The sequence below is a fragment of the Pseudomonas sp. MPDS genome (assembly GCF_013283895.1).
Taxonomy (GTDB): Bacteria; Pseudomonadota; Gammaproteobacteria; order Pseudomonadales; family Pseudomonadaceae; genus Aquipseudomonas; species Aquipseudomonas rhizophila.
This window is the reverse complement of sequence record NZ_CP054128.1, coordinates 5,907,500-5,921,316: the sequence shown is the minus strand read 5'-3', so window position 1 is coordinate 5,921,316 and position 13,817 is coordinate 5,907,500. Positions and strand designations below refer to the sequence as shown.

The following is a 13,817-nucleotide window of genomic DNA, read 5'->3' as shown; positions in this document are numbered from 1 at the left end:
GCAGCCCCTCATTCCTTGATCACGGGTAACAGGGATATCAATCCAGCTCAGCGCCAGCGGCGGAAAATCAACGAGGTGTTGACCCCGCCAAAAGCGAAGTTGTTGTTCATCACGTACTCGTTGCTCATGGACCTGAACTCATTGCACAGGTAGTCGAGCTTGCCGCACTGGGGATCGACCTCATCGAGGTTGAAGGTGTGCACGTAGAGATCGCGGTTCATCATTTCGATGCTGAACCACGATTCCAGCGCACCGCAGGCGCCGAGGGTATGACCGAGAAAGCTTTTCTGCGAACTGATGGGCATGTGCTCGCCAAACAGGCTGCTGGTGGCCAGGGTTTCGGCGATGTCGCCCTGTTCGGTGGCGGTGCCGTGGCCGTTGACGTAGCCGATGGCGGCAGGTTCCAGGCCCGCATCTTCCAGGGCCAGTTCCATGGCCCGGCGCATGGTGCTCAGTTCGGGACGGGTAGCGTGCTGACCGTCGGCGTTGCTGCCGAAGCCGACGATTTCGGCATGGATTCGCGCTCCTCGGGCCAGGGCGTGCTCCAGTTCTTCGAGTACCAGCATGCCGGCGCCTTCACCGATCACCAGGCCATCGCGGTCCTTGTCATAGGGCCGTGGGCTGGTCTGCGGGGCGTCGTTTTTCAGGCTGGTGGCGTACAGCGCATCGAAGACCATCGCTTCGGTCGGGCAGAGCTCTTCCGCGCCGCCGGCGAGCATCAGCGGCAGGCGACCGAACTTGATTGCCTCATAGGCATAGCCGATGCCATGGCTGCCGCTGGTGCAGGCGCTGGAGGTGGGGATCAGCCGTCCGGTAAGCCCGAAGAAGATACTGATATTGGCCGCCGTGGTGTGGGGCATCATCCGTACATAGGAGTTGGCGTTCAACCCTTCGGCCACGCTGTTGAGCAGCATGTTGCCGAACGCCTTGATCTCGTCGGTACTGCCGGTAGACGAGCCACAGGACACGCCCATGCGACCGTCCTTGATCGACTCATCGCCCAACAGCCCCGCATCGGCCAGGGCCTGCTCGGCGGCGCCGACGGCCAGGCGCGATACACGACCCATGCTGCGCAGTTGCTTGCGCGTCCAGTGGGTCGGGACCTGGAAATCATCGACTGGCCCGGCCAGGCGAGTGTTCAGCTCGGTGAACCGGTCCCATTCATCCATGCGTCGTATGCCGCTGCGGTTGGCGGCGAAGTTGGCGGCGATGGTTTCCCAGTCGCTGCCCAGAGAGGTGATGCCGGCCATGCCGGTAACGACGACGCGCTTCATCAGCACAGGCCTCCGTTGACGGCCAGGACCTGCCGGGTGATGTAGCCGGCCTCGGCGGACATCAGGAAATTCACCGCGCTCGCGACTTCTTCCGGGGTACCCATGCGCTGGGCGGGGATCATTTTCATCAGTTCTTCCACGGGCACGTTTTCATCGAGCATGGCGGTATCGATCAGTCCGGGCGCGACGCAATTGACAGTGATCTTGCGCTTGCCCAACTCGATTGCCAACGCCTTTGCCGCGCCGATCAGGCCGGCTTTCGACGCGCTGTAATTGACCTGGCCGCGATTGCCGATCAGCCCCGAAACGGAGGTGATGCAAACAACTCGCCCAGCGGCGCGCCGACGGATCATCGGCATCATCACCGGGTGCAGGACGTTGTAGAAACCGTCCAGGTTGGTCCGCATCACCACATCCCAGTCGTCCTCGCTCAAGGCCGGGAATGCGCCGTCGCGGGTCAGGCCGGCGTTGAGCACCACGCCGTAATAGGCACCGTGGGTTTCAACATCAGCATCGAGAATGGTTTTGCACGCGCTGCGGTCCGACACGTCGAATTGCAGCACCCGGGCATTGCGGCCCAGCGCCTGGATTTCGACCTGGACGGCCTCAGCCTCGGCGCGCCCGCTGCGGCAATGCAGCACGATGTCGTGCCCGGCCTGGGCCAGGCGCAGGGCGATGGCACGGCCGATGCCACGGCTGGAGCCGGTGACCAGTACGGATTCAGTCATGGCGTATTTCCTGTTGCGGACGGTTCATGAAGGTAGTGGGCTGGCTGAGGTGGCCGGAACACATTCAACCGGGCCATGGCATGAATGCCCGGGGCGTTGATGTGGCATTCGAACACGCCCATGCCGTTGTCGTCTTCCAGCGAGCGCAAACCGTGGATGGTCAATTCGGTCCCGGCCGGGAAAAATTCGACATTGCATTCGAACTTGCGGGTGCCGAGCAAAAAACCCAGCTCCACGGCGTCGCCGCGGCGGCGTGCATGACAACCGGCAAACGCGGCGACGCTCTGGGCCATCAATTCAATGCCGACCCAGGCCGGCAGCCCGCCGTCGTCGCGGCTGAACAACCCGTCGGGCTTGACAGTGGCGAGGGTGTGGATCTGTTCATCATCGAACGCCAGGACGCGGTCGATGAGAATCATGTCGCCGGCGTGGGGCAGGAGTTCGGCGAGCGGCCAGTCAATCATGGGGCGTCTCCGATAATCAGGCTGACGTTGTTGCCGCCGAAGGCGAACGAGTTGCTCATCAGGCGGCGCGGTGATGTCGGGTTCAGGCGGGTGTCGGTAGTGATCCACTTCAATGCCGGCAGTGCAGGATCGGCCTGGCCGTCCCAGACATGCGGCGGCAAGGCCTGGGCGGTGTTTTGCGTACTCAGGCTCAACCAGCAGAACGCCGCTTCCAGCGCCCCGGCGGCCCCGAGGGTATGGCCGGTCATGGGCTTGGTCGACGAACAGGGCACTCCCGCTGGAAACAGCCCGGCCACTGCCTGGCTTTCCATGGCGTCGTTGTGTTGCGTGGCGGTGCCGTGCAGGTTCAGGTAATCGATCTGGCCGGGTTGCAGGCCGGCGCGACGCAAGGCTTTTTCCATGGCCTGGCGAGCGCCGCGACCACTGGGCTCCGGCGCTGAAATATGGTGGGCATCGGAGCTGGCGCCGTCACCCAGCAAGGCGATCGGTGCCGGATGTCCCGGCGTCCTGCTCATGAGAAACAGCACCGCGGCCTCGCCGATGTTGATGCCGCTGCGGTTGACCGAAAACGGATTACAGCGCTCGCCCGATACCGCTTCCAGGGCCGAAAAGCCGTTGAGGGTCAGTTTGCACAGGCTGTCCACGCCGCCGCAGAGCACCGCATCGCACAGGCCCAGGTCGAGCAGGCGTCGGGCGCTCATCAAGGCCCGGGCGCTGGATGTGCAGGCGGTGGATATCACATAGGACGGGCCGCTCAGCTCCAGCCAGTCGCAAAGGAAGTTGGCCGGTGCGCTCAGCTCCTGTTGCTGGTAGTCGTAGCCGTCGGGGAAGTGCTGCTCATGCAGGTAATGGGCAATGCCCTGACTGGCTTCTTCGATGCCCGAGGTACTGGTGCCCAGCACGACACCGATGCGAGCGCGACCGTAGGTCTGGATGGCCTGATCGATCTCATCGCGAATCTGCATCCCCGCTTCGAGCAGCAACTGATTGTTGCGGCTGCGGTGCGCGATCAAAGATTGCGGTATGCAAGCGAGTTCACCGGGCACCGAGGCCACCGGCAATTTACGTTCGGCCACCCAGCCATCCTGCACGCGCACGCCGCCGCAGTCGCCGGCAAACAGGTTGCGCGCCACTTCATCTTTACCCCGGCCCAGGGCGCAAATTACCCCCAGGGCATTCAAATAAGCGGTCATGGGGTACTCTCGGTCAACGGCATGATGCGGTAGTGCGGGCCTTCGTGCAGGCCCAGTTCAAAATCCAGCGGTTGCTTGTAGCGCACTTGCCAGCGTTGGCCCAGGGTTCGTTGCCGAGCCTCTTGCCGGGCGGTGGGGTAGTTGCCCGGCAGCTCGGTTTCAGGCGTCAGGGCAAACAACAGCGCGGCGAAAAGCTCACGGGCTTCGGCATTGGGTGGCAGCAGTCCGTCGGCTTGCCACTGGCCGTCCACCAGGCGTTGGCGGGCCAGGGGAATGCCCAGCGGGTCCAGCATCGACCAGCGGATACCGGCGCCTTCGCGCTGGATCACCAGCAGCCAATCCTGGCGCTGTCCGGCCAGTTGCCGCTCGATATGCAACTGCAGCGGCAGTGCCAGGGTTGGTGTGCGTTCCGGCAGCGGCGCCTGACTGGCGCAGGCACCGAGCAACAGCAAGCAGCCAAAAAGCAGCGCACGAATCATTCGACAGTCCCTTCAACGGGTTTACGGGCCACTACATTGATCAGGGTTTCCTCCCGCTCGCCAAAGGGCCGCGGGCGGCGCAGGCCGAAGCGTTCGAGAAGGCCGAAATCCCTGGCGCGGCTCCACCACAGATAGGGATACGAGACGTTGGCGGCTTCGAACTGGAAACCCTGATCGCGGATCATCTCCAGGTACTGCGCGGCACTTTTTTGCACGTGCATGGGATGACGGAACAGCCAGCGGATCACCCAGGTATCGATGTAGGCCGCCGTGGACTCCGCGAACATCAGATAGCCGCCGGGCTTGAGCACGCGATAGAACTCGGCGAGGGCTTTTTCCTGCTCCACCAGGTGATGAAAGGTCTGATGGCAGAACAGCAGGTCGACGCTGTCATCAGGCACCGTCAACGTCGCGCAATCGCTGCCGACCAGTTCCACGGCCATGCCTTGGCGTGCGGCTTCCGCAAGACTCAGGTCCAGGCTGTGAGGGTCGGCGTCGACGCCGATCAGGCGTTGTGGCGCGAACACCTGGCGCAAGTATTGGAACGACTTGCCCTGGCCGCAACCGGCATCGAGCAGCACCGGAGCCACCGGCAACGGGCCGCTGAAAAGGTTGCGCAGGTCATTGATCGCCACCCGCAAGACATGGTGCTGCCAGGTGTGGCTGCGCAGGAACCAGAAACCGAAGCGGGTCTCTTCGACGTAGTTGTCGCTCAGGTAGCTCATGGCTGCTTTCTCATGGTGCCGGGCTCGCACAGATTTCCGACAGCATGCGCAGGCGCCGCTTGGGTTCGCTAACGAACGGATTGCGCTCATCCCAGGCGTAACCGGCCAGGATCGCGCTGATCATGCGGCGAATGTCTGGCGAGCCGTCGGTGTAGAAAATCACGTCCTGGAAGGTGCCGGCGTACCAGCCCTCGACGTAGCAGCGGAAGGTGTCGACGCCACGTTTGAGTGGCTCGGCGAATTCGCTTTGCCAGTCCACGCTTTCTCCTTGCAACTGCCGATGCAGCACCCCAGCGGCCATGCTGGCCGAGCGCATGGCGATGGTCACGCCGGAAGAGAACACCGGGTCGAGGAACTCCGCGGCGTTGCCCAGCAGGGCGAAGCCTGGGCCATGCAGCGTTTTGACATTGGCCGAGTAGCCGCCGATGGTTCGCGCCGGGGTGTCCCATATCGCGTTGCTGAGTACACCGGCCAGGCTTGGCGTTTCGTCGATGAAGCCGCGCAGGCAAGCGTCAAGATCGTCAGTGCGACCGGCGAAATGTTCCGCCGCCGCGACCACGCCGACTGAACAGCGCCCGTCGCTGAACGGGATGGTCCAGAACCACACATCGCGTTGGGTCGGGTGAGTGGTGATAAGGATTTTTTCGCGGTCGAAGGTTGGGGCATCGATGCAATCTTCGATGTGGGTGAACACCGCCTGGCGCAGCGGAAAGTTCGAGGGCGCCTCAAGGTCCAGCAGGCGTGGCAAGACCCGGCCATAGCCGCTGGCGTCGAGGACGAAATCGGCCTCGACGAGATACGCGCTGCCGTCTTCGCGCTGGACGCCCAGTTGTGGTTTGGCAAGTGAGAAGTCGGCGCCGGTGATGGCCTGTCCATAACGGATCTCGACACCTTGCAACGCCGCCTGATCGGCCAGCAGCTTGTCGAAGTCGGCGCGCTGCACCTGGAAGGTGGTGGGCTTGCCTTTGCTGAAGGTATCGCCGAAATCGAAGGCGCTGTAGCGCTCGCCCCAGGCGAACGCCGCGCCATTCTTGCGCTGAAACCCGGCGGCATTCACCGCCTCGAGCATGCCGGCCTCTTCGACGAAGTCCAGGCAATGGGACAACAGGCTTTCGCCGATGGAAAACCGTGGGAAATGCTGGCGCTCGATGACTAGCACATCGTGGCCCTTGCGCTTGAGCAGCGCGGCGGCGATAGCGCCAGAGGGACCTGCGCCGATGACGACGACCTGTCGACGTTCCATTTCAACTGTTGGCACTGGAGCTCCTGGCCGGGACGGCAATCGAGGGAATACGGTGGAAGCCGGCCAGGGCCGGCAGCAATGTCGCGATCAGGCCCATCAGCATCAGCGCAAAGTACACCGCCGGGCTGATGAGCTGTTGTTGTAACAGCAGGTTGAGGAACACGATTTCACTCAAGCCGCGAATATTCAGCAAGACACTTTCGCGCCAGCGACTGGCGCCGGGGAACGAGGCCCCGGCCCAGCCCAGTCCCAGCCAGTTGCCCAGCAGTTTGCTGGCGATGGGTAACAGCAGCAATGCGCCGATCTGGAGCCAGTCGAGGCGACTCAGGGCGCTGTGGACGTTGATCTGCACGATGCCGAAGGTGAGGATCAGCGGGATCGCCAGGTAGGTCTGCAAACCTTGCATCCAGTTCGTGTTGAGCGGCAACACCAGCGGCACCTTGAGCGCGGCCATGCACAGCAGATAGCCGATGCCGACAATCAGCGCGTTGAGCCGGTAGTGTTCGGCCACCACCAGCAGGGCGAAAAAGATCCCGCTGTGCAGCAGCGGCTGGCGCAGGCCAAGCAGTCGCAACAGCAGCGGCACACAGGCACCGGCCAACGGCAGCAACAGGCTGGCCAGGTGCAGGCTGCCTTGGGCCAGGGCGAACAGGCTCCAGCAGATCAAGTCGATCAGAATCGCGGTTTGCACCAGGCGCCGTGTGGCGGCGGGCGGGTAGTCGATGTGACGCAGGTACAGGTACAGCACCGGAATGGCGGTGATCGCAAACAGCAGCCCCACCGCCAGGGAACTGATCCAGGGCTGGGGCGGCAGCAGCCAGAGCGCGGTCGCCAAACCGCAGGCGAATGGAACGCCGAAGCTGGGCAGGGCGACTTTCACGCTCTGGCGGTCCAGCCGCAGGTCGATCACGTCGCTGAGGATGTGCCCCAGCAACAGGGCGAAGGCGAGGCTGTAGAGATTGCTCAGCCACACCGGCGCCACCAGTTGCGCGCCGTTGAGCTGCCAGCCTGGTTCGATCCAGAAGTACATCAGCAACGGCAGGCCAAGCGTCGCAAACAGCAGTTGGCTGACAATCGGGATCAGTCCGAAGCGACGACCGATGACTGTCGCCACCGCGAACAGCCCCAGGGCCATGAGCCAGAACATCAGGATGATCACTGGGCCGGCTCCGTAACCGCTGCCGCGTGGGTCTGATGCCCGGCCCACGGCGCCAGCATGAAACTGAAGGCCAGCCCCAGGCTGACCGCCAGGCCGAAGTTGCTCACCGCCGGCGTGCTGGAAACTGCCAACAGGCCGAACGACAACCAGGTGGTGACTGCCGCCAGCAGGGTGCCCAGCAGGCTCACCGCGGCGCCGCCTATCTGTTCGCGCATCAGGATCGCGTAATCGACACCGATGGCGGTGACCAGCAACAGACCGAACAGACCGAACAGGGTCAGTGGCTGGCCCAGCCAGCCGAGGCTCGCCAGGCTGCACAGCGCCGCCAACAACGGCAGGGCGACGACGCGAAGGGCGCCGCCGACACCGAACGGCCAGGTCAATAACAGCAAGATGAGCACGCAGGAGGCCAGTTTCAATTCGGCGGCGCTGACTTGCGTGGCGGCAAAGACCCGGTTCAGGTCCCCCAGACGATCGACCAGTTGTACGCCGGGCAGATCCAGCGTCTGCACCCTGAGCAGCGCTGCATCATTCAAGCCTTGCAGGCTGACCACCGCCGCCACGCCCTCCGCCGTCGGGCCGAGCCAGAGTGTGCGGTACGGTTCGGCCAGGGGGCCGGCCAGTGCGGTATCGATGTCGGTCACCGGCAAGGCCTGCAATTGCGTCAGTTCGGCTTGCAGTGCGGCGACCGGCACTCCCAGGTCCAGCAGCGGTTGCCAGAACGCCGGCAACCGGGCCAGGGCGTCACGCACTTTCTGCTGTTCGGCGGGCGGGCTGACCAGTTGGTTCAGCGACAGGTAGCCCTCCAGCTTCTCCAGGCCAATCAACTGCTCCAGCCGCTCGTTGAGCACCGTCTGACGTTCCAGCAGGTGTGACTGATTATCGGCGCGGATCAGGAAGAATTGGCTGGTGGGTTGGAAGCCGGTGATACGGGCGATGGCCTGGGCTTCGTCGGTCAACTGCTCAGGCGTGCCGATCCATTGGCGAATGTCGTTTTTCGTGGTCAGTTGCCAGAGGCCGCCGGCGCAGAAGATCAGCAAGAGCCCTAACAAGACCGGTGTTCGCACCCGCGCCAGCAACGCTTCGCGCGCCCTGAGCAGGTGTTCGCACAGCCGCAGCGGCCACTGGGCCGGGTGTAAGTCCACGCCCTTGAGCAGTGCCGGCAAGAGACAAACCGCTGTCAGGTAAGCACCGATCAAACCGGCGGCGGAAAAGATCGCGATCTGGGTCAGGGCCGGGAACGGCGTCCAGGCCAGGGCCAGGTAGCCGATGCAGGTGGTCGCCAGGCTCAGGCTCAGTCCCGGCAGGGTCAGGCGTAGGGCCGACCAACTGCGCCACGGTTTGAGGCTCCAGCTTTTGGACAGGTAGTGCAGCGGATAATCCACCGCCACACCGATCAGGCTGGAACCCAGCACCAGGGTCATGACATGCATGCGACCGAACAGCGCCACGCAGGCCACCGCGCCGAACAGGATACCCACCAGTACCGGCACGAATGCCAGCCATGCTCGCAAGCGTCGGAAGGCCAGCAACAGCAACAGCAAAATGCCGATTGTCGCCCCGCCGCCCACCCAGGTGATTTCCCGCGAAGCCTGTTGTTGGCCACTGGCGGCGTACAGCAGGCCGCTGGCCGCCAGCAATTGCCCTTGGGCCAGGCCCGCCTGATCACGGCTGCGTTGCAGCAGGTCGGCCACTTGCAGCGGCAGGTCCATGTCGAAAGCGTTGCCATGGGTGCGGGCCCGCAGCATCACCCAGTTTTTGCCGTCGGCTTCGGCAATCAGCGCGCCGCTGCCCACGTCCAGCTGTATCGCACCGCGTTGGGGCTGGCTGTTCTGGATGCGCCCGGTCAGGCCCAGCCAGTCGTCCTGGCTCGGCACCAGGCTGAAGCCGCTGAACGGATCGAAGAGCGCCTGCACCCGTTGCTGGATGAAGGCCTGGGGCTGATCGATCAGTTGTTGCCGATCCGCGGCCGAGAGCATTGCCAGCCGCCCCTTGAGCAATTGCGCGCGCAAGGCCGGCAGGTCGGCCTGCAACGTCCACTGGACCTTGTCGAACAAACCGCTGGCCTGCCATTGCTCGCCAAGGGTTTGCGCCAAAGCGATCGCCTGTTGGCGCTCGGTGTGCCCGACCAGTAGTAGCACCTCGCGGTTGAGGGGTTCTTGCATGCGTTGTTCGGCGATGAGTTCAAGCGCATCAGGAGCGGTACCGGGCACCAGCTCCATGAGGTTGGCCGACAGCGGCGCGCCATTGCGCCACTGCCAACCGGCCAGCGCCATCACCGCCAACAGCAGAATCAGGAACAGTCGCGGCAGCTTGTGTTCACTCGGCAAAGTCATGTTGCTCCGCTTCGCTCAAGGCTTTCGCGCTGGTGCTGTTTTGCATGCGCAGCACGGTACGGTCACCCTGGGTTTCCAGCAGTTCGATACGCTGCACCAGTTCGCCGCCATCGATGTTGATCTGGTTGAAGATTTGTTTGAGCAGCACCGAGCGCGGGGTCAAGGTGAGCTTCCACTGCTGCGGTTGGCCCGACAGACTGAGGTCGAAGTCCCGTTGCAGGCCGCTGCTGTCGCCCTGTAACACCGCAAGGAACAAACGATTCTGCTCGGCGCCGGCACTCTTGTTCGGCAGTGTCTGCCAGGTGCCGCCATCGCGCCGGGCGATTCCCAGGGGGGTGATGCGGTAATCCTGCTGCAGCGGGGTTTGCAGCAGCCACAGCAGGCCATGGTTTTTTGCCAATACGAAACGGCCCTTGCTGGTGAGCGGCTGGGGCAGGGCGCGCAGGTGTTTTTCCTGGATGAACTGGCCGTGGATCACGTCCGGGCGCGCCAGTTGTTCGCTCAACTGTTGCAAGTCGAACGCCTGGGCAAAGGGCGCCAGGCCCCACAGCAGCAGCCAGATGAACAGGCGTTTCACGGTAGTTTCCTCTCGACGGCTTGGACAAAGACCCGCGGCGAGGCCAGCAGCATTTCGCGACTCGCGACGTCCACCGCCACTTGCACCGAGCTGGCGCGGGTCAGACGTTCACCCGTGGCTGCGTCGCTGATCAGGTAATTGATCTTCAGGCGGTTCTCCCATTCCACCAGGCTGGCGCGCACGGTCAGGGTCTGACCGAACACGGCGCTGCGCACGTAGCGCAGTTGCAGGTCGATCACCGGCCACGCATAGCCGGATGCGAGCATGTCGTTGTAGTTGTGGCCGATCAGGTCGAGCAAGGCGCAGCGGGCCACTTCCAGGTACTTGACGTAATGACCATGCCAGACCACGTTCATCGAATCGACATCGAAAAACGGCACCACGATCTGCGTTTCGACGTGCAACACCCCTTGGCTACGCATGCAGCCTCCAGTGTTGTTCGGCGATGCGTTGCAGGCACAGGCGCAATTCGCCTTCCAGAGCGCGATCCTCGATGACTGGCGGGAAATCCACGGCCAGCTGTTCGTGCATGTCGGCCAAGGCCGGCGGCAGCGGTCGGGCATCTTCGGCACGGCTGCGCAGCCACACGCCCTGGTTGGCGGCCAGCAGCGTCGCGGCGGCCACTTGTTCGGTCAGTTCCAGCACGCGGATCGCATCCCGGGCAGCGATGGTGCCCATGCTCACTTTGTCCTGGTTGTGGCATTCGGTGGAGCGCGAGAACACGCTGGCCGGCATGGTGTTTTTCAAGGCTTCGGCGGTCCAGGCGCTGGTGCCGATCTGCACCGCCTTGAAGCCATGGTTGAGCATCGCTCGCTCGGCGCTGGCGCCGGACAGGTTGCTCGGCAAGCCGTGGTTGTAGCGTTCGTCGACCAATAGCGCGAGCTGGCGGTCCAGCAGATCGGCGACGTTGGCCACCAGGTTCTTGAGGCTGTCCATGGCAAAGGCGATATGCCCGCCGTAGAAATGTCCGCCGTGCAGTACGCGCTCGGCTTCGGCGTCGATGATCGGGTTGTCGTTGGCGCTGTTGAGCTCGATTTCGATGAATGAACGCAGCCAGTTCAGACTGTCGGCCAGCACGCCAAGCACGTGGGGGGCGCAGCGCAGGGAGTAGCGATCCTGCAGGCGATGCAGCGGCGCGGTGGGGGCGTCGATCGCCAGGTCCTTGCGCAGCCACGCGGCCACTTGCATTTGCCCCGGATGCGGCTTGGCGGCGAACAGGCGCTCGTCGAAGTGCTCCGGGTTGCCTTGCAGCGCGACCACGTTCAGCGCGGTGATGCGGGTTGCCAGTTGCAACAGGTAGTCGGCGCGGGCGAAGGCCAGGCAGGCCAGGCCGGTCATCACGGCGGTGCCGTTCATCAGCGCGAGGGCTTCCTTGGGCCGCAGCACCAACGGAGTCCAACCGAGTTCGCGGTGCACGTCGGCGGCCAGGCGGCGTTCGCCAGCGAACATCACTTCCCGCTCGCCGGAGAGAGTGGCGGCGACGTAAGACAGGGGCGTCAGGTCCCCGCTGGCGCCCACCGAGCCTTCTTCCGGAATCAGCGGCAGGATGTCATGTTCGAGAAAGGCCTGGAGCCGCTCCAGCAGTTCCACGCGCACCCCGGACACGCCGTGGCACAGCGACTGCAAACGCGCGGCCAGCACGGCGCGGGTGGCCTGCGGGTCCAGCAGTTTGCCCAGGCCGCAACCGTGGAACGTATACAAGTGACGGGGCAGGGCCTCGACGTGGTGCAACGGCACGGCCACCACGCAGGAGTCGCCGTAACCGGTGGTCACGCCGTAGATCACGCCTTCCTTGTCCAGCAAAGAGTCGAGGAATTGCGCACCCTTGGCGATGCGCTGGCGGAATGCCGGATCATCCTGCAACCGCGTCTGCACCTGACGATTGGCCAGGGCCAGTACGTCCTCGATGCGCAAGGGGCGTTCGCCGAAGGTTACCGGCTCAAGAGTGGGCATCGTCATCGGTCTTCCAGAAAGGGTAAAAGTTGAACCACTGTTGCGGTGCCTGGAGGCAATAGTGCGCCAGGCGCTGGGCGTAGAGGCCGGCCCAATGGGTGATGACCTGCTCGCGGTCGCTGCGTTTCCACACCACGGCCTCGGCGAAGGGTTCGAGGGTGACCCGATAGCGTCCCTCGTGCTTGAGGCACATCAGCAGGTTGATCGGGCATTTGAGCAGCCCGGCCAGCAGCCAGGGCCCTTGGGGAAATGCCGCCGGGCGACCCATGAAGTCCACGGTCACAGTGCGTGCGCCGTGCAGCGGTATGCGGTCGCCGGCTATCGCCAGCCACTCGCCGCGTTCCAGGCGTTCGCTCAGTTGCAGCATGATCACCGGGTCCAGCTCGCTGACCTGGATCAGCCGCAGATGCGTGGCGCCGGCTTCCCCCAGCAAACGATTGAACTGTTCGGCGTGCTTGGTGTGCACCAGCACGTTCATGGTCACTTTCTCGCCCAGCTCGGCCAGGGCCCGGCACATTTCCAGGTTGCCCAGGTGTGCGCCCACCAGCATCTGCCCACGGCCGTCGCGCAAGTGATTGCGCAGCAATGCCGGATCGACGATTTCGATCTGTTCCAGGCTCAGCTTGCCGTTCCAGACGTCGAGCTTGTCCAGCAGGGAGTCGGCAAACGCCATGAACTGCCCGAACACTCGCCAATGGCTTGGGCGCAGCTCGGTGCGGCCGCTCCAGTCGGCCAGGCGCTGTTGGTATTGCCAGGCTGCCTGTCGGGCGCTGCGGCCGAAAATGAAGAAGTACAGGACGATGCCGTAGAGCAGCGGGCTCAATAAGCGGCGGCCCAATACCTTGGCGGCGAACGCGGTGAGTTTCATCAGCCAGAAACTGCCGCGCTCCTGGCGATCAGCCCAGTGCTGCTTGTCTGTCTCAAGGCTCATGTTCGCCACCGTCGCCAGAGAATCAGGGGGGAGCGCACCAGCATGCCGAAGAACAACCGGGTGTGCATGCTGGAAATCAGTACGTTGTCGTGGAACAGGCGAAAGTGCGAAACCCCGTCCAAGGGGTAGTGAACCCGGGTACGCAACCAGCGCATCGGTTGATTGCGCCAGGCCAGGCGCACCAGGATGTCGGAGTCGAAATCCATGCGCTTGCCAATGTTCGCCGAATTGATCAGCGTCAGGACCGGTGGCAGGGGGTAGACCCGAAACCCGCACATCGAGTCGCGGATTTGCAGGGACAGGCTGTTGATCCAGACCATGACATGCGTCAGGTAGCGTGCATACAAGCGGCCTTTGGGCACACTCTCATCGTATTGGGGATAACCGCAGATCACCGCCTCCGGGTGAGCGCGGGATTGCTCGATGAAGTTCCTTACGTCGCCAAGATCGTGTTGCCCGTCGGCATCGACCTGCAGGGCGTGGCTGAAGCCCAGGCGCGACGCTTCCCGCAGACCGGTCATCACCGCGCCACCCTTGCCTTGATTGACCGCCAGCCTGACCAGATGAACCTGCTCGCCCTCGGCCAGCTGCTCCAATACCGCCGCGCAGGCCGGGCTGCTGGCGTCGTCCACCAGCACGCAGGGCAAGCCGTTGGCGAGCAGTGCCTGCACCACGGTCGCGACGGCGGTTTCGTGGTTGTAGACCGGGATGACGGCGCAGGGGTTATGCATGGTTTGCGCCTTCCACCGATCCAT

The 13,817-nt window shown here is 63.8% G+C and carries 14 protein-coding genes; all 14 read right to left on the bottom strand.

What is annotated here, in order from left to right:
* Positions 1 to 47 precede the first annotated feature (47 nt).
* The 14 genes from HQ912_RS26295 to HQ912_RS26230 are packed head-to-tail and all read right to left on the bottom strand — an operon-like array spanning position 48 to position 13,793.
* Positions 48 to 1,274: a beta-ketoacyl-ACP synthase gene (locus HQ912_RS26295; protein WP_047225953.1), complete on the bottom strand. Its 1,227-nt coding sequence runs from the start codon at positions 1,272 to 1,274 to the stop codon at positions 48 to 50.
* Positions 1,274 to 2,002, bottom strand: coding sequence for a 3-oxoacyl-ACP reductase FabG (gene fabG / locus HQ912_RS26290; RefSeq protein WP_107321417.1), 729 nt, complete (start codon positions 2,000 to 2,002; stop codon positions 1,274 to 1,276). Before fabG ends, HQ912_RS26295 begins: the two co-directional genes overlap by 1 nt.
* Positions 1,999 to 2,466: a hotdog family protein gene (locus HQ912_RS26285; protein ID WP_092395582.1), complete on the bottom strand. Its 468-nt coding sequence runs from the start codon at positions 2,464 to 2,466 to the stop codon at positions 1,999 to 2,001. Before HQ912_RS26285 ends, fabG begins: the two co-directional genes overlap by 4 nt.
* The gene (locus HQ912_RS26280; protein WP_173407464.1) at positions 2,463 to 3,659 is read right to left on the bottom strand and encodes a beta-ketoacyl-[acyl-carrier-protein] synthase family protein; all 1,197 of its coding nucleotides are present in this window, start codon (positions 3,657 to 3,659) and stop codon (positions 2,463 to 2,465) included. Before HQ912_RS26280 ends, HQ912_RS26285 begins: the two co-directional genes overlap by 4 nt.
* Positions 3,656 to 4,138, bottom strand: coding sequence for a DUF3261 domain-containing protein (locus HQ912_RS26275; protein ID WP_173407463.1), 483 nt, complete (start codon positions 4,136 to 4,138; stop codon positions 3,656 to 3,658). The genes HQ912_RS26280 and HQ912_RS26275 overlap by 4 nt, the downstream gene beginning before the upstream one ends.
* The gene (locus HQ912_RS26270) at positions 4,135 to 4,863 is read right to left on the bottom strand and encodes a class I SAM-dependent methyltransferase (protein ID WP_047225948.1); all 729 of its coding nucleotides are present in this window, start codon (positions 4,861 to 4,863) and stop codon (positions 4,135 to 4,137) included. Before HQ912_RS26270 ends, HQ912_RS26275 begins: the two co-directional genes overlap by 4 nt.
* Positions 4,864 to 4,873: 10 nt before the next feature.
* Complete coding sequence (locus HQ912_RS26265) at positions 4,874 to 6,121, bottom strand: NAD(P)/FAD-dependent oxidoreductase (RefSeq protein ID WP_047225947.1); 1,248 nt, start codon at positions 6,119 to 6,121, stop codon at positions 4,874 to 4,876.
* Positions 6,108 to 7,253, bottom strand: coding sequence for a sodium:proton antiporter (locus HQ912_RS26260; protein WP_370695184.1), 1,146 nt, complete (start codon positions 7,251 to 7,253; stop codon positions 6,108 to 6,110). Before HQ912_RS26260 ends, HQ912_RS26265 begins: the two co-directional genes overlap by 14 nt.
* 8 nt (positions 7,254 to 7,261) lie before the next feature.
* Positions 7,262 to 9,601, bottom strand: coding sequence for an MMPL family transporter (locus HQ912_RS26255; protein ID WP_173407461.1), 2,340 nt, complete (start codon positions 9,599 to 9,601; stop codon positions 7,262 to 7,264).
* A complete protein-coding gene (locus HQ912_RS26250) occupies positions 9,585 to 10,178 on the bottom strand; it encodes an outer membrane lipoprotein carrier protein LolA (RefSeq protein ID WP_047225944.1) in 594 nt (197 codons plus the stop codon). Before HQ912_RS26250 ends, HQ912_RS26255 begins: the two co-directional genes overlap by 17 nt.
* Positions 10,175 to 10,600, bottom strand: coding sequence for an acyl-CoA thioesterase (locus HQ912_RS26245; protein ID WP_076382963.1), 426 nt, complete (start codon positions 10,598 to 10,600; stop codon positions 10,175 to 10,177). Before HQ912_RS26245 ends, HQ912_RS26250 begins: the two co-directional genes overlap by 4 nt.
* On the bottom strand, positions 10,593 to 12,137 hold the full coding sequence (gene hutH, locus HQ912_RS26240; protein ID WP_047225942.1) for a histidine ammonia-lyase: 1,545 nt from the start codon (positions 12,135 to 12,137) through the stop codon (positions 10,593 to 10,595). Before hutH ends, HQ912_RS26245 begins: the two co-directional genes overlap by 8 nt.
* Positions 12,118 to 13,062: a glycosyl transferase gene (locus HQ912_RS26235; RefSeq protein WP_047225941.1), complete on the bottom strand. Its 945-nt coding sequence runs from the start codon at positions 13,060 to 13,062 to the stop codon at positions 12,118 to 12,120. The genes hutH and HQ912_RS26235 overlap by 20 nt, the downstream gene beginning before the upstream one ends.
* Complete coding sequence (locus HQ912_RS26230; protein WP_047225940.1) at positions 13,059 to 13,793, bottom strand: glycosyltransferase family 2 protein; 735 nt, start codon at positions 13,791 to 13,793, stop codon at positions 13,059 to 13,061. Before HQ912_RS26230 ends, HQ912_RS26235 begins: the two co-directional genes overlap by 4 nt.
* Between the last annotated feature and the right edge of the window lie 24 nt (positions 13,794 to 13,817).